Raw genomic sequence first — 17,563 nt, 5'->3', positions numbered from 1 at the left:
TGCGTCGATAGGCGCTATCGCGCTGGAACGCGATGTCCAGATTGCGTTCGTTGGCGATATTCAGGAAGGCGGCACGCATGGCCTCGCCGTCTTGGGGCTCGCCGCGCACGGAAATTTCGATACAGGCGCGGCTGTCCTGATTGAGCGCCTCGCCTTCCAGATGTACGCGCCCGGACAGCCGGGCAATGCTGTCGATGTTGAGTCCGTTGTCAGCCACGGTGGTGGTCACATCGGCCAGCTGCTCGGCGGTGATCTTGCGCGCCAGCAGGGTAATGATGTGGCGGTCCTTGCCCTGGCCGGCTACCCACTCTTCGTAGCGGTCTTCGTCGATGGGCCGGAAGCGCACATTGATGTTCAGCTTGTGTGCTTCGAACAGCAGGTCTTTGAGTACCGATGAGGATTCCGCATCCGGCGGGGTTTCTACCAGTATGCCCAGTGACAGGGTGTCGTGGATAACGGCCTGGCCGATATCCAGAACATTGAGCCGGTAACGGGCAAGAATGCCCGTGAAGGCGGCGGTCAGGCCGGGCCGGTCATTACCAGATACCTGGATCAGAATGATCTCGCGCACGCGTGGGCTCCCAGTTGCAGAAGATAAAAAGTGCCAGAAGGTAAAAAAGCGTTAGATCGTCGGCGCTATCTTTGCCCCGAAACGGCGTAAGAGTAGCAGAAATGGTGGCTTGAGAGGCAGGTTCTTGTGCCTGGCCAGGTTCCCCAACGACAGGCGACTACGCCAATTGGGTCAAGTCCTGCCTGGCCGGGCGCGGTATACTGCGCCGCAGTCTCAACGGTCAAGAATACGGAAAGCAAAGTTATGTCACTGTGGGAGCAATGGCGGCCATGGATCCGGCAGCAGCGGAGCCTGCTGCGCGAGCTGATTCTTATGCTGTTGGCCATGCTGGTGGTCGGCGTCTATTTCCTTGAGCACTTTTCTGCCGGCCTGGAGCAGGAGCGTAAAGTGCAGCTGCAAGCGTTGGCGCAGCAGACGGCTCGCCGTGCGGCGGAAGCGTTGGCCAGTGAGGACTCCATCAGCATTAATCTGATTGGGCGGGAAACCGTGCAGCTGAAACCGGTGCTGGGGATTCGCTTCGAGGATACCTCCGGGGAGCAGGTCGGCGCCGCAGGGGAAAAGGCTTCCCCCTTGCGAGTGACCGTGCCGGCAGCGCTCCCCGATGGTGAGCTGGCGGGCACCCTGACCTTGCTGGGTGACAATACGTTGCTGCCGCGCAAACAGATCGAAGCGGGTTTTGTGCTGGCAGTGCTGTGCCTGTTGTTGTTACGAGTGGCGGCTGCGCTGATACAGCAGCGCCTGCAGCCGCCCGCGCAGGATGAGCCTGATGTATCCGCCCCGAGGGTGCCCCAGGAGTCGCCACATCATGATGCGCCGTTCCCGCCGATAGTCCGCTCGCCTGTGCCGGACGGCGCAGAGATGCAGGCCCAGTTACGCCTCAGCATTGTGAACTTCGCGCATATCCGGCAGCGCTACACGGAAGAGGTGTTGAAAGAGGTGCTGGCGGAGTACCAGCAGTTGCTGGATCAAGTGGCGGCACTGTATGACGGCCACCAGGGGCCGGTGATTGGTGAGCAGGCGGGGTTGTATTTCTATCAGGGGCCGGCATCACGCGCCGCGTTTTCCGCCCTGTGTGCTGGCCTGCTGTTCCTGAGAGTGGTGCGGCTGCTGGCGCCGCAGCGCAAACAGGCGGGCAAGATCTCTTTGGAATTCAAGGCATTGGTGACGGCGGACCCGGATCAGGAAGAAGCCTGGGCCCTGTGTGTGGCGGGTGTGCCGGGGCGTCTCAATGTGCCTGACAGCCAGCTGACCGTGGCCGAGCTGGATGTGAAAGCGCTATACCAGCCAGAGAAAGCCCAGGTGGTTTGTGCGGGTGACCACCGGGTGCGTTTGCAGCCGGTGGAACAGTTGGCCCACCGTTACCAGGCGCTGTTACGCACTCAGGCGGAGACCTTGCTGTCCGATGACGGAGGCAGGGTCGAGCCCAGCAGGTAGTTGTGCATGGCCTGTTGCACGTCCCTGTTCAGGGCGGCGATGCCGGTGTTCCCGAACAGGCGATTGAATTCCAGAATGTAGGGATGGCCATCCACCATGGCCACGTCGAACCCGGCGTGGTTGATGTTCAGATAACGGGCCAGCCCTTCCACCAGTGACAGTGCGTTGCCTGGCACCGGCAGGTCGGTGCGCACCCGGCCACCCTGGCTGACGTTATTGAGAAAGCCGGAACCCTCCCGCCAGTAGCTGGCCACCACGCTGTCTCCGACCACGACAATGCGCAGGTCGCGCACGATGGGCAGTAATTTCTGTACGTACAGAACGGTTTCGCGGGCGGCATAGTCCTGTAACTGTTGCCGGTTTTCGATCAGGTAGACACCCATGCCCTGGCTGGAGCGCACCGACTTGGCCACAAACGGAAAGCGCCATTGATCGAGAATCTGGCCGATGCCGTATTTGTCCGATGAGGTGATCAGGGTTTCGGGCACATGGTCCGGGCAGGCCGTTTGCAGGGCGCGAGTCATCTCCACCTTGTCGTGACCCAGGTGGTAACTGCACAGGCTGGGAAAAATCGGCCGCTTGAGCACGTAATGCAGGCTGTTGATCTGCCAGTAACCGGGGAATAGCAGCCAGTCCGCCGCCGCGAGTTCGTCGCGGTGCTGATGCATATGCTCCGGTTTGATATAACGCACACCGGGGAGCCCGAGGGTGCGGAAAGGATCGAAAGTAATCAGTTTCACTATAGGGATTCCGACCGAGGTTCGCTTTTTTAATCGCCTTTGACCGGCTGGTCAAGCGTCTTTGTCGTTATTCGCCCTTGGCAGGTGGGGGCGCGCCCGCTAGCCTTGCCCGACTATAAATACGATTGGGAGAGCTGTCGTGACGATGCCGACACTGGAAAGTGATCTGGTTCTGGTGAACAACACCGAATCAGTGATGGAAATTACCCTGAACCGTCCGGACAAATTGAATGCGCTGACCAGTGCCATGTACCGGGATTTGGTCAAGCTGCTGGCCACTGCAGAGCAAAGTGATGATATTCACGTGGTGCTGTTCCGGGGTGAAGGCAAGTCCTTCAGTGCCGGTAACGACCTGGTGGATTTCCTGAATGCCAAGCCCGGTGAAGCGGGGGAGGCTGCCCATTTCATTCAGGCCATCCACGATTTCCCCAAGGTTGTCGTTGCGGCCGTGCAGGGCAACGCGGTTGGTGTGGGCACTACCATGCTGTTGCACATGGACCTGGTGGTGGCCTCCGAGGATGCCAAGCTGATCACGCCGTTTGTGGACCTGGGCGCCGTACCGGAAGCGGGTTCCGCCAAGCTGCTGCCAGCCTGGATCGGCTATCAGCGCGCAGCGCGCATGCTGCTGCTTGGTGAACCGATGCTGGCCGCAGAAGCGCTGGAAATCGGGCTGCTGGCCAAGGTTGTGGCGCGTGAAGAGCTGGACGCGACGGCCCGCAATCTGGCGGCGACACTGGCGAAAAAACCGCCTCGTGCCCTGCAGGCGAGCAAGCGGCTGATGCGTGAGTCCATCAACAAGCCTTTGCACCAGGTGGTGAAAGAAGACCTGGCACTGTTCGGGGAAATGCTCCAGGGCGACGAAGCCAAGGCGGTGATCGCGGCCATGGTGAGTAAGAGCAAGTAAAGGCAGCTGCGAGCTACCAGCTTCGAGCTGCGAGGCGCGGGTTGGGGTATCAGGTGCTGAGAGGTTGGTGTTCGCGTTCGAGCGCGGGGTGCGGTCAATCCTGGTATCTGTGTTCGTAGGGTGGAAATTGGCGTGAGCCAATCTCCGCCATTCAGCCCTGCAGTTTGTTCTTGAATGCGGCTCCGGTGCGCGGGCACTGCATCGCCGTAACAGCAGCCCTTTCCCGCGTCTCGTCGCTCGAGGCTAGTGGCTCGGAGCTACAACACCCCCGCATCCAGTCCCGCCGCCAGATACATTCCCAGTTCTTCCACTTCGGCCTCGAAGTTGTCCTGCCATTCCCCTTTGAGTACTTGTGGGTCCTGTACCCAGTTCCAGCGTAACCCGGTGACAATGGTTTCCACCGCCCGGCGGGTGCCGGTACCGTCATGGCCGGCGCGAATGTACAGGGCGCAGGGCAGGCCCTGTTTCTCTTCCAGTACGGCGTAGTAAGTGCGGTCAAAAAAGTCTTTCAACGCACCGCTCATATAGCCCAGATTTTCCGTGGTGCCGAGCAGGATGGCATCACAGGCCATCACATCTTCAGGGCCGGCTTCCAGTGGTGCCTTCACGGTGACCGAGACGCTCTCGATATCCTCGTGCCCGGCGCCACGGGCGGCGGCATCGCGGAGTTTTTGCGTATTCGGTGACGGGGCGTGGGCGACGATCAGCAGGTTTTTCATGGTCTCGTAATTCAACGCGGTTGATGGAGTCAGCATATCAGCTACGAGCGGCCGGCTTGTAGGCGTGGTGGGTTGAGTTGAAAGTTTAAAGTTTAAACGCGAATCAGGCCGTCGATGTCTGTAATGCCGCGCCCGCGTTCCCCGGTAATGGCGCGGGCACGGACTCTCCAATACAAAAACCTATCTCGCGCTTTTCAACTTTAAACTTTGAACTTTCAACTGCTCCTCACGTCTCCACATAATTCAGCGGCAAGGCTGCCGTATCCACCACCCGCCGCATCACAAAGCTGGAATGCACACCGCTGACGCCTTCGATCCGGGTGATCTTGTTGAGCAGGAAGTGCTGGTAGCCGTCGATATCGGGCACTACCACTTTCAGCAGGTAATCGGCTTCCTGCCCGGTGACCAGGTAACACAGTTGTACTTCCGGGTAACTGGCCACCTTCTCTTCAAAATTGGCGAAGCGCTCCGGTGTGTGGCGGTCCATGCTGATCTGGATCATCACGGTCAGGTCCAGTCCCAGCTTGCGGGCATCCAGCACCGTTTCCCGCTTCACAATAATGCCGGCGGACTCCAGCTTTTGGACCCGCCGGGAGCAGGGTGAAGGCGATAGCCCTACGGTTTCCGCCAGTTGTTGGTTGCTGAGCCCGCCGTTGTGCTGCAGCGCATCGAGAATACGCAGGTCGGTGCGATCCAGTTTTGCCAGTTCGGAGCTGCTCATGGGGTTTTTCTCTCTTATTTGGTGGTTTTGCGCAATTATCTTGCTCATAAGGCCGAAAATGGGTGAAGAAAGCAAGCACATTGCGCGTCCTGCGCCGTAAAGTATCTCTCGTAGGGCGATGACGCAGACAGCCACAAGCCGGATGCCTCTCTTGACCGCTACCGGTGCCTATCGGCGCCTTGATCGAGACCCGAGATCACACATGGAGTTGTTAGCCGCCAAGCAGTAACCCTGGGAGCGTCGGTTAGTAATTCAGCCTGGGGGGCAGCTTCTGCCCCTTTTTACTTTGAGGATTCGACATGAGCTTTGATCACACCAAGTACCAGCCATTTCCTGTTATCGACAAGCCCGACCGTCGCTGGCCCAACCAGCGTATCGAGAAAGCCCCGCTGTGGGCGGCGGTAGACCTGCGCGATGGCAATCAGGCGCTGATCAAACCCATGTCCGTGGCCCAGAAACGCCAGTTCTTCCAGATGTTGGTGGAGCTGGGCTTCAAGGAAATCGAGGTGGGCTTTCCCTCCGCCAGCCAGATTGATTTTGATTTCTGCCGGGCACTGATCGAGGAAGATCTGGTGCCCGACGATGTGCATATCCAGGTGCTTACCCAGGCCCGCGAGGAATTGATTGCGCGGACCTTCGAGTCCCTGAAAGGGGCAAAGAACGCCATCGTGCATATCTACAACGCCACCTCGCCCACGTTCCGTGAGCAGGTGTTCAACGTGGACAAGGCCGGTTGCAAGGCCATTGCCGTGCGTGCCGCTGAATGGGTGCGCGATTGCGCGGCCAAACAGCCGGAAACCCACTGGAGCTTCCAGTATTCTCCGGAAACCTTCAGTGCCACCGAAACCGATTTCGCCATCGAAGTCATCGATGCGGTGAACAACGTGTGGCGTCCGGATCAGGGCCAGCGGGTGATCATCAACCTGCCCGCCACCGTGGAAGTGAGTACTCCCAATGTGTTCGCCGACCAGGTTGAGCTGGTGCATGACAAGATTCAGTATCGCGATGACGTGATTATCAGTGTCCACACCCATGACGACCGTGGCTGTGGCGTGGCCGCTGCCGAGATGGCGGTGATGGCCGGGGCGGATCGTGTCGAGGGTACCTTGTTGGGTAACGGCGAGCGTACCGGCAACATGGATTTGGTCACCGCCGGCATGAACCTGTACAGCCAGGGGATTGATCCACAGATCGACTTCTCACGGATGAAAGAAATTGTGGCATTGGTGGAGGAGATTACCGACATCCAGACTCACCCTCGCCATCCCTATGCGGGGGATCTGGTGTTCAGTGCTTTTTCCGGTAGCCATCAGGATGCCATTCGCAAATGTCTGGCCCGTTATCAGGAAGGGGATATCTGGACAGCGGCCTACCTGCCGATTGACCCGGCCGATGTGGGACGGCGTTACGAGGAAGTGGTGCGCATCAACTCCCAGTCCGGCAAGGGCGGGGTCGCTCACGTGCTGGAGCGGGATTTCGGTATCGACTTGCCCCGTTGGTTGCAGCAGGAGCTGGCTGGCGTGGTGCAGGGCGATGCGGAAGAAGACGGCGGCGAGATCACCAGCGAGCGGGTGCATCGTCGTTTCAATAGCGACTATCTGAACGTCCCCATGGGCTGGGTGTTGCGCTCTTACGACCTGAACCGCAGTAACGAACAGGTGCAGGCGCAGATCAGTATTGGTGATGACAGCCAGCCGGTGACATTGTTGTCCGGCCGTGGAGACGGCGCCATGTCGGCACTGGTCGATGCCCTGAATCGGCGCATTGGCGGCGAGGTGAAAGTGGTGTCGTTCGATGAATACTCGTTGGGCGATAACACCGAAGCCAATGCCATGGCCTGTGTGCGCGTGCAGGTAGGCGACACCACCCAGAGTGCCGTGGCCATGGCGGCGGACACTACCGCTGCTGCCTTGCAGGCGATTCTGTCTGCGGTGGGCCGGGTGCAACAAGCTAGTGAGCAGTTAGCGGCAAATAGTTAAAGAGTCCCTGAGGCACGCCCAATATCCCTGATTTTCTGTGGGAAGCGATGCTTGCATCGCGAAGAAGCCGGGGCGCAGGGTTCACGTTGTCCGTCGGGTTGCGCCTTTAAGGCTAATCGGACCTGCAGGCTAGATGTCTTCGTCATGCAAGCATGACTTCCCACGACCCGGTGCTATTTTGATGACGTTGTGCGAAGCGCGGCTTTCATGGTGAGGGGCCTTGAGCATGAGGCGATTCAGTCCCATTAGGTGCCGTCGCCATTCTGCTTAGGCATGTCAGATTAACCCAGAAAGGCACTCAGCATTCGCCCGAGTAATTGACGGGCATCTTCAAAGCGCTGCGGGTCACCAAGCAGCGCTTCGCGGCTTTCCACCCAGCGGCCGGGAGTCAGGTCCTCCGGGCAGGCGTCGCACAGTGCTTGTGCATTGCCGTTCTCCAGTTCCAGATGAAATTGCAGGGCCAGCACGTTATCCCCGTAACGGAAGGCCTGGTTGCGGCAGCCTTCACTTTCCAGTAAATGCACGGCGCCGTTGGGGATGGCAAAGGTGTCGCCGTGCCAGTGCAGGACGGTTGGTGCGTCTGCAAACAGTCTGCCCACACTGTCATTTTTCCCGGCTGGTGTGGGGTAGACCGGAAACCAGCCGATTTCCCTTTCCGGGTTGCTGCTTACCGGGGCGCCCAGCACCCGGGCGATCAGTTGTGCGCCCAGACAAATGCCCAGCACCTTTTTCCCCGCTGCGATGCTCTCGCGGATCAGCGCTTTTTCTGCACTCATCCAGGGAAAGCGGGGGTCGTCATCGGCCCCCATGGGGCCACCCATGACCACCAGCACATCAAAATCCGCCGGGGCGGGCAGGGCGTCGCCAGCGAATAACAGCGAGTGCCGAATGCTGATGTCCCGCTCCTGAAACCAGGTTTCCATGGCGCCCAGTTGTTCAAAGGGAACATGGGACAGGTAATGAACACGCATGGCGATTTCCCTTTTTGCGGTTTACTCAATCCGTGTCGTGCTACAGATAAATGGCCTGAAAACTGGCCACTGCTTCATCGTCTTTATCAAACAGGGTGAGCAGCTCGCCGTCGATGCGGAAGTGGTCGCTGGCCTTGAGCGCGTCGAGGTAGCGGTTTTCGATAGCGCTGGTCGGGCATGCCTTGCGTGTAGTTGCCAGATCGGGCAGCGCCAGCTGTTGGCCGTCGCGCTGGTAGGAGCCGTTCAGGCTGTTGCAGCTGCCATGGCCTTTGACCTTGCTGTCATCGTTGAAGGTGAGAAACGGCACCTGTGCCGCACTGCCCAGAATAATGCGATCCGTCTCCAGGTGTGTCAGTTGCCAGCGGGTGTGGGTCAGTTCGGCGGTGGGCAGTTGGCAGTTCTCCATGCCCGGTTCCAGGTTGAAGCTTTCCACGATAAGAGCGGCTTCGGTGCTGCCTTCCTGGGTGCCGGGCACTTTGCGCACCAGGCCGCTGACGGTGGCCACGCGGGGCTGTTGCGGGTAGCGGATGCCGTTGTCGTAGGCGGTCAGCAGGTCGTCGCTTTGCGGGCCGCGAATCAGCAGGCGCCGGTCGCTGTTGCACAGGGTGAAGGTGTCACGGTGTTGTCCGGGCTTGCCACGGGTGATGGCGCCACGCAGGGTTTCGCTGTCCGTCATTACCTCGGTGAGTGGCAGGGTGACATCGGCAAAGCCGTGTTTTTTGCGCTTCAGCGTGATGGCGTCGGACTGATAGAAGAGGCCGCCGTCGGCCAGGATCTGACTGATGATCTGGTATTCATGGTCTGCTTTCAGGTTGTCGGGGAGGTAGTACAGGCGAAAGGGCATGGTATCGGTGTCTTCATCCAGGCGAATCAGACGCTTGGCGACAAGTTGGGCGCCGGGTGTGCCGGTCTCTATCTGGTTGTCCAGCAGGGCGACGGTGAGCACGGCATTATCCGGCAGTTCGCTGTCCTGTGAACGTGTAGCGGTGCCACTGATATGGGCCACGGCGTTGTTGGCACGCTGATAGTCGCCATGGAACAGTAGCGGGGCGGCGTCTTCGTTATCCGTCTGGGCATCAGCAGAGGGCTTGGTCGTTTCGTCGTCGCCGGTCGTCGCTTGCGAGTCTTCCTGGCTTGGCGCTGCGCTGCTCAGAGTAAGAGTGTCATCGTGTTGCTGGCCTGTGGCGGTGGCCAGAGTGACCCGCTGTTCCTGATTGTCCAGGTAGTGGAACGTGAGGGTGTCATCCTGTTGCTGCCAGCGTAGCCCTTGCAGATTGTTGTCCATGGGCAGGTACAGGTCGCCGCCGGCTTCCAGCACCAACACCTGGTGTTCGTTTTGCCACACGCCGGTGATGCCATTGGCGTTATCGTTGCCGGCAGGGGCGGCCTGGGTGTTGTCATTGTCGCTACAGCCCAGCAGGGCGAGGCCGCTAAAACACAGGGCGGCAAAGGGGACGGCATACTGCTTCATTGCGTGTTTCCTTCGGGGGGCGCAGGTTCAGGCGGCGGCAGGGTGACGGTTCCCGGGTCGGGAATGCGTACCAGCGCCATTTGCGCCTGAATCCATTGAGCCCGTTGTTGTACGTAGTCGGTGGGGCCTTTGAAATCATAAAGATTGGGGCGTGGCAGCATGGCGGCCAGCTGGGCTGCCTGCAGGGGCGAGAGCTGCGCGGCGCTGACCTGAAAATAATGTCGGGCGGCGGCTTCGGCGCCATAAATCTGGTGCCCCCACTGGGCCACATTCAGGTAGAGCTCCAGGATGCGACGTTTGCTCAGACCGATTTCCAGCATCAGGGCAATCACCGCTTCCTGCGCCTTGCGGGTATAGGTACGCTCGCCGGACAGGTACAGGTTCTTGGCCAGTTGCTGGGTAATGGTGGAGCCCCCGGCCACCGGCTTGCCCGCTTCCATATTACGCTTCAGGGCATAGCGGATGCCTTCCCAGTCGAAGCCGGTGTGCCGGGTGAAATGGGCGTCTTCGGATATCAGTACGGCCCGTTTCAGGTAATCGCTGATCTGATCGTAATCGCGCCAGTACTGCTGCACCTTGCCCTGCTCCTGGGCGCGGTGCATATAAGCGCTGTTGTCCGGGTTGTGGTGTTGCAGGCGTAACACCTGGCCCAGATACCAGAGCTGGGCCAGGGCCGCGGCCACAAACAGCAGGGCCAGACACTGTAGCAGGCGTCGTTTAAACGTCATGATCGTCGCTGACCAGGTCAGCTTTGCTTCTCCCTGGGGCTTCTGGGACACCCGGACACGGTAGGAACCGGGAACCCCTGTAACAGGCCCCAATTGTCGGTGAAAGTTCCGGCTTTGTCAGGTGATGCTGGCCACGGAGCAGCAGGGCGTCCAAAAAGTGAACAGAGGGTGAAAAATCAGGGGCTCCCTCAGAAAAACCATAATAATGGACGAATGCTATGCAGGGTGTGCTGATTGGGGCCGTTACCGTTGCGGTGGTGTTGCTGGGTGCACTGTTTTTTCAGCGTAGCCGGGCGATGCTGGCCCAGGTAAAAGACAGTGAAATTCGCTTTCGGCTGGCGATGAAGCATTCCTCCATCGGCATGGCGTTGCTGAGCCCCAAGGGGGAGTGGCAGGCGGTGAATCATGCCTTGTGTGACTTGGCAGGCTACGACGAAGCGGGGCTGCTGAGCACCTCCTTTCAGGATATTTCCCACCCGGATGATCTGCTCAAGAGCCGGGGGATGCTGGCGGACCTGTTGGCCGGAGACATCACCGGATACTCACTGGAACAGCGCTTTATCACCCGTCGTGGCGATGATCTCTGGGTGCGCCTGTCGGTATCGGCGGTGCGTGTCGAGGGGCAGGTCAGTTATTTGATTGCCCAGGTAGAAAATATCCATGCTGCCAGGCTGTCGGAACAGGCGCTGCAGGAGAGCCGCCAGCGCCTGCAAATGGCCCTGGAAGTGGGTGGCGTGGGTATCTGGCAATACAGCCCGCAGAGCGGTGTGTTGTTCTGGGATGAACGCATGTACGAGCTGTACGGGGTGCAGCCCGGCGCGCCCGGCGATGGCACCTTGCAGATCTGGCGTGATCAGGTGCATCCGGACGATTACCCGGACATCAACGCGGCGTTCCAGCGCGTTATCGCGGGTGAGGGGGACCTGGACACAGAATTTCGGACCCTGCGTCCCGGCGGTGAAATTCGGCATATCCGCGTGCGGGCAGAAACCGTGATGCGCTCTGACGGCGCGGAGACACTGGTGGTGGGCACCAATTGGGATGTGACGGCAGAAAAGGGCATGCAGCAGTCCCTGGCCCATGAGAAAGAGCGCCTGCGCGTTACCCTGACCTCTATTGCCGATGGTGTGGTGGCGACGGATGAGATCGGGCGGGTGACCTTTATGAACCCGGTGGCTGAGTCGCTCACCGGCTGGCGTGAAGCGGAAGCGGAAGGGTTGCCGGTGGGCGATATTCTGATGCTCAGTGACGACAACGCCACGATACCGGTCCCCAACCCGATTAACGTGGCCCTGAGCGGGGGCGATGTGTGTTTTCTGCGCGAAGGCAGCATGCTGCAAAGCCGCGATGGCAGCCGCTACGAAATTCAGGATTCCGCGGCGCCGCTTAAATCGGCGGATGGCCAGGTGACCGGGGCGGTGATGGTGTTTCGGGATGTGACCTCCCGGCGGGCCATGCAGAAGAAGCTGCGCTACCACGCCACCCACGATGCCCTGACTGGCCTTACCAATCGCCGGGAGTTTGAGAATACCTTGCAGGAATCCCTCGACGAGCCGGGGACGGAACACAGCATGCTGTGCTTTATCGACCTGGACCGCTTCAAGGTGGTGAACGACACTGCTGGCCATGTGGCAGGAGACGCCTTACTGCGCGAATGCGCCCGGGTGATCGGCCGGCAGGTGCGCGAGGGCGATGTGGTGGCCCGGCTGGGCGGTGACGAATTCGGGCTGCTGCTGCGCCATTGTCCGGCACAGCGGGCGATCCAGATTGCTGAACGGCTAATCGGTGCACTGGGCGATATCCGTTTTGCCTGGAAGGAATCGCTTTACGATGTTGGCGCCAGCGCCGGGCTGGTGCAGCTGGACGCCAACGTGATCACCGTGGAAGAGGCCATGAGCCGGGCGGATGTGGCCTGCTATGCCGCGAAGCATCGGGGCCGAAACCAGGTGTCGGTGTACACCCCGGACGACAGTGAGGCGTCCCGCCGCCACCTGGAATTACAGATGGCCGCGGGGCTGCGTGAATCGCTGGAATCGAACCGTTTCCTGCTCTACGCCCAGGAGATTCGCCCCATTGATGCCAGTACGGAGCCGTCGCATTACGAGGTATTGCTGCGCCTGCGCGACCGCAATGGCGATATCCTCAACCCGGGCTCGTTCATTCCCGCCGCAGAGCGCTACCAGATGATGCCGCACATCGACCGCTGGGTACTCACCCAGCTACTGGTGACCCTCAGCGACGAGCTGGCCGCGCTGCCGCAGCTGAATATCGCCATTAACCTGTCGGCCACCTCCCTGGATGATCCGACCTTTATGCCGTTCCTGGAGTCCCTGCTGAGCAAGACCTCACTGTCACCGGAGCGGCTCACCTTTGAGATCACCGAAACCACGGTGGTGAATCAATTATCCTCGGCCAGTGATTTACTCGGGCGTATTCGTGAACAGGGTTGCAAGGTGGCGCTGGACGATTTCGGCAGTGGTTTCAGTTCGTTCAGTTACCTGAAACACTTCCCGGTGGATTTCATCAAGATTGACGGCAGCTTTGTGCGCAACCTGCTGCACTCCAGCGTGGACCGTACCATTGTGGAATCCATCAACGAGGTGGCGCATCGGTTGGGCGTGAAAACCGTGGCCGAATACGTGGAAGAGCACGCGCTGATCGGGGTGCTGGAGGAGGCCGGGGTAGACTTCGTCCAGGGCTATGCCATTGGCCGGCCACAACCACTGAACGCGTTGTTTGAGCAGCAACACCGGGATGTGGGCGCTGCGCGTGGCGCGGAGGTTGTGGCGCGCGGCCGGTGAGGCTGGGGCGGCTGCCGCTGCCGTGATCAGGGTTCGTTTTTGCCCGGTGTCGTCAGTTTTTTGTTCTGCTTCCAGCGGTCCAGTTCGCGGGTCATGGACGGCTGTGTGGTTTCTTCCTGCAGCTCCAGTGCCCGCTTCTGCAGTCGGCCTTCGGCGTTATCCGTGCCGCCTGCCCCGCCTTTTTTCAGGCCGGTTTGGGGCACGCTGGTAAGGCCGTCGTAATCCACCCCGTACTGGTAATCTTCCTCGTAGACGTCATCCCCGCGAATGTAGTCGTAATCACTGCCAGACGCCGGGGCAGCGGTGCCCGCCGCAATCATCATCCAGCCCGTGGCCAGTGCCAGCTGGCGCCATCCTGTGCTTTTCATGAAGGCCTCCTGCTCTGTGCGTCTTCACATGGGACAGGGCGGCAGCGGTGGGGTTCCTGATTCCGGGCGCTACTGGCGGGTCGATGGAGCGCATTAGGTATTGCCTATCGCTGCAATGAAAGTATCCAAATTTACCAATCGCCGCAAAAAACGCATTCTTACTTCCGACGAAACGTTAACCCAATCGTTTTACCGATAACTTAGGGAGTCTTGGAAACATGGCACTGATTAATAGCGAGATCCAACCGTTCAACGCCACCGCATTCAAGCAGGGCGAATTTGTAGAGATTTCTGACGCCGACGTAAAAGGCAAGTGGGCGATTTTCTTCTTCTATCCCGCTGACTTCACCTTCGTTTGCCCCACCGAGCTGGGCGACGTGGCTGACAAGTACGAAGAGCTGCAGCAAATGGGCGTGGAAGTGTTCTCTGTGTCCACAGACACCCACTTCACCCACAAGGCATGGCACGACACCTCCGACACCATCGGCAAGATCAACTACTACATGGTGGGCGACCAGACCGGCACCATCACCAACAACTTTGAAGTGATGCGTGAAGGCCAGGGTCTGGCAGATCGTGCGACCTTCCTGGTCGATCCGGATGGCATCATCCAGGCCATGGAAATCACCGCTGAAGGTATCGGCCGTGACGCTGACGACCTGCTGCGCAAGGTGAAAGCCGCTCAGTATGTGCGCAACCACCCCGGCGAAGTGTGCCCGGCAAAATGGAAAGAAGGCGAAGCCACTCTGGCCCCGTCTCTGGACCTGGTTGGCAAGATCTAAATAGTCGGCCGGAAGTCTGACGTCGGAAGTCTAACGCTAAAACCAGCTTGGTTTTGCGTCCGACGTCAGACCCCCGACGTCCGACTGATTAATGCTTTAGCTCCACAACCCGAATTTTCTCCGTCACTGACGACTGAATCTGGAACAAGGGAAGACTCATGCTCACGAATGAAATTTTGCAGGCTCTCAAGGGCTACGCCGCCAACATGCAGAAGAAAGTCACTTTCGTGCTGCAGGAAGGCACCCACGACAAGCGCGATGAACTGGTCAGCTTTCTCTCCGACATCGCTGGTGTCAGTGACAACCTGGCGTTCGAAGAACGCGATACGGGCGACACCCTGCGTAGCCCGATCAGCTTTCTGCTGGAAGCGGATGGAGAAGACACGGGCATCCGTTTCTCCGGTATTCCCGCAGGTCACGAATTCAATTCCCTGGTGCTGGCGTTTCTGCATGCATCCGGGACAGATATCAAGCTGGACGACAGCCTCCAGCGCATGGTCGCCAATGCCAAAGGCGACATGCATTTCGAAGTGTTTATCAGCCTGAGCTGTCATAACTGCCCGGACGTGGTTCAGGCCCTGAACCAGTTCGCCTTGTTGAACCCGAATATCACCACCGAAATGATTGATGGCGGCCTGTTTCAGGACGTGGTCAATGAGCGCGATATTCAGGGCGTGCCGAGTGTGTACCTCAACGGTGAGCTGTTCGCCAACGGCAAGGTCACCGCCGCCGAGCTTATCGACAAGCTGCTGGAGCACGACCCCGGCATCGCGCAGGCTGGCGCTGGTGAAAAACTGCCGCTGCAGGACGTCACCGTGATCGGTGGTGGCCCGGCCGGTGTGTCTGCGGCCATCTACAGCGCCCGTAAAGGCCTCAAGGTCACCCTGATCGCCGATCGCATCGGTGGCCAGGTGAAAGACACCATGGACATCGAAAACCTGATCTCCGTGAAGAAAACCACCGGCCCGGAATTGTCCGGTGCGCTGCAGGCGCACATGAACGAGTACGACGTCACCGTGAAAGAACACCTCAAGGTGGCCCGCGTCGAGAAGGGCGAAATCAAGACAGTGGTGCTGTCTTCCGGTGAAGAGATCGACACCAAGACCGTGATCGTGGCCACCGGTGCCAAATGGCGCGAACTGGGTGTGCCCGGTGAGAAGGAAAACATCGGTAATGGTGTGGCTTATTGCCCGCACTGCGATGGGCCTTTCTTCAAGGGCAAGGATGTGGCGGTGATCGGTGGCGGTAACTCCGGCATTGAAGCCGCACTGGACCTGGCCGGTATCGTTAAATCCGTGAACGTGTTCGAGTTCATGCCCGAGCTGAAGGCCGACAAGGTGCTGGTGGACAAGGCGGAAAGTAAAGCCAATGTCACCATCCACAAAAATGTGGCCACCAAACAGATCACGGCCAGCAATGGCAAGGTGGATGCCATTGAGTACGTGGACCGCGAGACAGAGCAAGTGCATACCCTGCCGCTGCACGGTGTGTTCGTTCAGATCGGTCTGGTGCCCAATAGTGATTTTCTGGAGGGTGTGGTCGAGCGTAGCCGGTTTGGTGAAATCGAAATCAACGAGAAATGCCAGACCTCAGAGGAAGGCATTTACGCCGCCGGTGACGTGACCACGGTGCCGTACAAGCAGATTGTTATCAGCATGGGCGAAGGCTCCAAGGCTTCCCTGGCGGCCTTTGAATACCTGATGACCCAGGGCGACCGGCTGGATGCCCTGTACGAAAATGGCAAAGACGAGCAGAAGGAAGCTGCCGTTGCCTGACCCCGCTGGCGCTCACCAGCTGTAAGCCAAAAAGCCACCGCGGATGCGGTGGCTTTTTGGTTTGGGGATAGGCGGTTACTGAGCCTTTGCCAGAAACGGTGGATAGTGTTTTGGGATCGGTATTCTTCACCTCCCCTGTACGGCTCGCACCTCATGCTAAAGATCCCTTATGGAAGGACATGCGCGTGAAAATCGGGATCATCCTTGGCGACCAGCTCAGCCTGCATTTGCCGACGCTGGGAGCATTAGACCCAGACCAGGACAGACTGGTGATGGCCGAACTGCGTGACGAAGCCACTTATGTAAAACATCACCAGCAGAAGATTGTCCTGATCTTCAGTGCCATGCGGCACTTTGCCCACGATCTGGAGCAGGCGGGCTGGCGCGTGGATTATTATCGCTATGGCGAGCATGACTTCAGTGACTTTGCCTCGCTGATTGCCGGGCGCTATCGCGATGCCGAAGAAATTGTCGTGACGCAATGTGGCGAATATCGACTTCAGCATGCCATCAACCAGGACTGGCAGGCGCGCAGTGGTGTATCGATCCGCTGTCTCGATGACAGTCGATTTCTGTGCTCCCCGGACTTCTTTCAGAAATGGGCATCAGGCAAGAAACAGTTGCGCATGGAATTTTTCTACCGGGAAATGCGCCGTCATACCGGGTTGCTAATGGAAGGCGATGAGCCGGTAGGTGGCCAATGGAATTTTGACAGTAACAATCGCCAGCCCTACAAGGGCAAAACCCCTTTGCCGCCCGCGCTAACCTTCGAGCGCGATGATATTGATGAGGACGTGCTCGCCCTGGTGAAAGAAGAGTTTGCCGATCACATCGGCACTCTGGAGCAGTTTCAGTGGGGAACTACCTCTGCGCAGGCACAACAGGCGCTGGATCATTTTATTGAGCATCGCCTGCCACACTTTGGTGATTATCAGGATGCCATGCTTACTGGTAAAGGGAACACCGGCGAAGACACCCTGTTTCACAGCCTGCTGTCGCCCTACATCAATCTCGGTCTGCTTGATCCCATGGCGGTGTGTCAGGCCGCCGAGCAGGCGTACTTTTCCGGTGACGCACCGCTCAATGCCGTGGAAGGTTTTATCCGTCAGATCATCGGCTGGCGGGAATACGTACGCGGCATTTACTGGTTGCTGATGCCGGACTACGCCGCGGAAAACCGGCTTGGCAACGACCGGCCTCTGCCGGCGTACTACTGGACCGGCGAGACCAAAATGCACTGCATGGCCGAGTGTTTCCGCAATACCATCGACCATGCCTACGCCCATCATATCCAGCGTTTGATGGTCACCGGCAACTTTGCCCTGCTGCTGGGAGTACTGCCGGAGGCCATCTGTCAGTGGTATCTGGAAGTCTATGCCGATGCCTTCGATTGGGTGGAATTACCCAATACGCTGGGCATGGTCATGCATGCCGATGGCGGCTACCTGGGCAGCAAGCCCTATGCCGCGTCAGGCAGTTACATCAATCGCATGTCGGATTATTGCAAGCACTGCCAGTACAACGTAAAGACTGCCAGCGAATCCGAAAGCTGCCCGTTCAACAGCCTTTACTGGCACTTTATTCATCGCCATCGCAAAC

General features: G+C 59.0%; 15 protein-coding genes. 7 read left to right on the top strand and 8 right to left on the bottom strand.

Annotation, left to right across the window (positions count from 1 at the left end):
• On the bottom strand, window positions 1–571 hold a 571-nt coding region (locus A3730_RS04145; RefSeq protein ID WP_156500882.1), incomplete at its 3' end, for an ACT domain-containing protein.
• Window positions 572–814: 243 nt separating this feature from the next.
• On the opposite strand from A3730_RS04145, the gene A3730_RS04140 reads away from it, so the two are divergent.
• Window positions 815–2,005 (top strand): hypothetical protein, encoded by a 1,191-nt coding sequence (locus A3730_RS04140; protein WP_063519594.1) that lies wholly within the window; start codon window positions 815–817, stop codon window positions 2,003–2,005.
• On the opposite strand, the gene A3730_RS04135 is transcribed toward A3730_RS04140, so the two are convergent.
• The gene (locus tag A3730_RS04135; protein ID WP_063537542.1) at window positions 1,951–2,745 is read right to left on the bottom strand and encodes a RimK family alpha-L-glutamate ligase; all 795 of its coding nucleotides are present in this window, start codon (window positions 2,743–2,745) and stop codon (window positions 1,951–1,953) included. The genes A3730_RS04140 and A3730_RS04135 overlap by 55 nt on opposite strands.
• Before the next feature lie 145 nt (window positions 2,746–2,890).
• Between A3730_RS04135 and A3730_RS04130 the strand changes: the two genes are divergently transcribed.
• On the top strand, window positions 2,891–3,649 hold the full coding sequence (locus A3730_RS04130) for an enoyl-CoA hydratase (RefSeq protein WP_063520500.1): 759 nt from the start codon (window positions 2,891–2,893) through the stop codon (window positions 3,647–3,649).
• A 257-nt stretch (window positions 3,650–3,906) separates the two neighbouring features.
• Here A3730_RS04130 and A3730_RS04125 read toward each other — a convergent pair whose 3' ends face one another.
• Window positions 3,907–4,368 (bottom strand): flavodoxin family protein, encoded by a 462-nt coding sequence (locus A3730_RS04125; RefSeq protein ID WP_063520499.1) that lies wholly within the window; start codon window positions 4,366–4,368, stop codon window positions 3,907–3,909.
• A 226-nt stretch (window positions 4,369–4,594) separates the two neighbouring features.
• Window positions 4,595–5,089, bottom strand: coding sequence for an Lrp/AsnC family transcriptional regulator (locus A3730_RS04120; RefSeq protein ID WP_063520498.1), 495 nt, complete (start codon window positions 5,087–5,089; stop codon window positions 4,595–4,597).
• Window positions 5,090–5,388: 299 nt separating this feature from the next.
• Here A3730_RS04120 and A3730_RS04115 point away from each other — a divergent pair, with 299 nt between their 5' ends.
• Complete coding sequence (locus A3730_RS04115) at window positions 5,389–7,068, top strand: 2-isopropylmalate synthase (RefSeq protein WP_063537540.1); 1,680 nt, start codon at window positions 5,389–5,391, stop codon at window positions 7,066–7,068.
• A gap of 281 nt (window positions 7,069–7,349) precedes the next feature.
• Here A3730_RS04115 and A3730_RS04110 read toward each other — a convergent pair whose 3' ends face one another.
• Genes A3730_RS04110 through mtgA form a run of 3 tightly spaced genes read right to left on the bottom strand, consistent with a single transcriptional unit; the run spans window position 7,350 to window position 10,238 of the window.
• The gene (locus tag A3730_RS04110; protein WP_063521285.1) at window positions 7,350–8,039 is read right to left on the bottom strand and encodes a type 1 glutamine amidotransferase; all 690 of its coding nucleotides are present in this window, start codon (window positions 8,037–8,039) and stop codon (window positions 7,350–7,352) included.
• A 40-nt stretch (window positions 8,040–8,079) separates the two neighbouring features.
• The gene (locus A3730_RS04105) at window positions 8,080–9,510 is read right to left on the bottom strand and encodes an META domain-containing protein (RefSeq protein ID WP_063537538.1); all 1,431 of its coding nucleotides are present in this window, start codon (window positions 9,508–9,510) and stop codon (window positions 8,080–8,082) included.
• Entirely contained in the window at window positions 9,507–10,238 is a 732-nt protein-coding gene (mtgA, locus tag A3730_RS04100; protein WP_063521669.1) for a monofunctional biosynthetic peptidoglycan transglycosylase, read from the bottom strand. Before mtgA ends, A3730_RS04105 begins: the two co-directional genes overlap by 4 nt.
• A gap of 218 nt (window positions 10,239–10,456) precedes the next feature.
• Between mtgA and A3730_RS04095 the strand changes: the two genes are divergently transcribed.
• On the top strand, window positions 10,457–13,039 hold the full coding sequence (locus A3730_RS04095; RefSeq protein WP_063537536.1) for an EAL domain-containing protein: 2,583 nt from the start codon (window positions 10,457–10,459) through the stop codon (window positions 13,037–13,039).
• A 26-nt stretch (window positions 13,040–13,065) separates the two neighbouring features.
• Here A3730_RS04095 and A3730_RS04090 read toward each other — a convergent pair whose 3' ends face one another.
• Entirely contained in the window at window positions 13,066–13,407 is a 342-nt protein-coding gene (locus A3730_RS04090; protein WP_063521493.1) for a hypothetical protein, read from the bottom strand.
• A 218-nt stretch (window positions 13,408–13,625) separates the two neighbouring features.
• On the opposite strand from A3730_RS04090, the gene ahpC reads away from it, so the two are divergent.
• From ahpC to A3730_RS04075, 3 genes are all read left to right on the top strand, one after another.
• Window positions 13,626–14,189, top strand: a complete 564-nt coding sequence (gene ahpC / locus A3730_RS04085) for an alkyl hydroperoxide reductase subunit C (RefSeq protein ID WP_063521492.1) — start codon at window positions 13,626–13,628, stop codon at window positions 14,187–14,189.
• 158 nt (window positions 14,190–14,347) lie between these two features.
• On the top strand, window positions 14,348–15,964 hold the full coding sequence (gene ahpF, locus A3730_RS04080; protein ID WP_063521491.1) for an alkyl hydroperoxide reductase subunit F: 1,617 nt from the start codon (window positions 14,348–14,350) through the stop codon (window positions 15,962–15,964).
• Between the two features lie 185 nt (window positions 15,965–16,149).
• A partial coding sequence (locus A3730_RS04075; protein WP_063537544.1) for a cryptochrome/photolyase family protein occupies window positions 16,150–17,563 on the top strand: 1,414 nt, incomplete at its 3' end.

It is taken from the genome of Alcanivorax sp. HI0044, assembly GCF_001634945.1.
The sequence above is the reverse complement of the archived record's forward strand: the minus strand, read 5'-3'. Positions and strand labels throughout refer to the sequence as shown.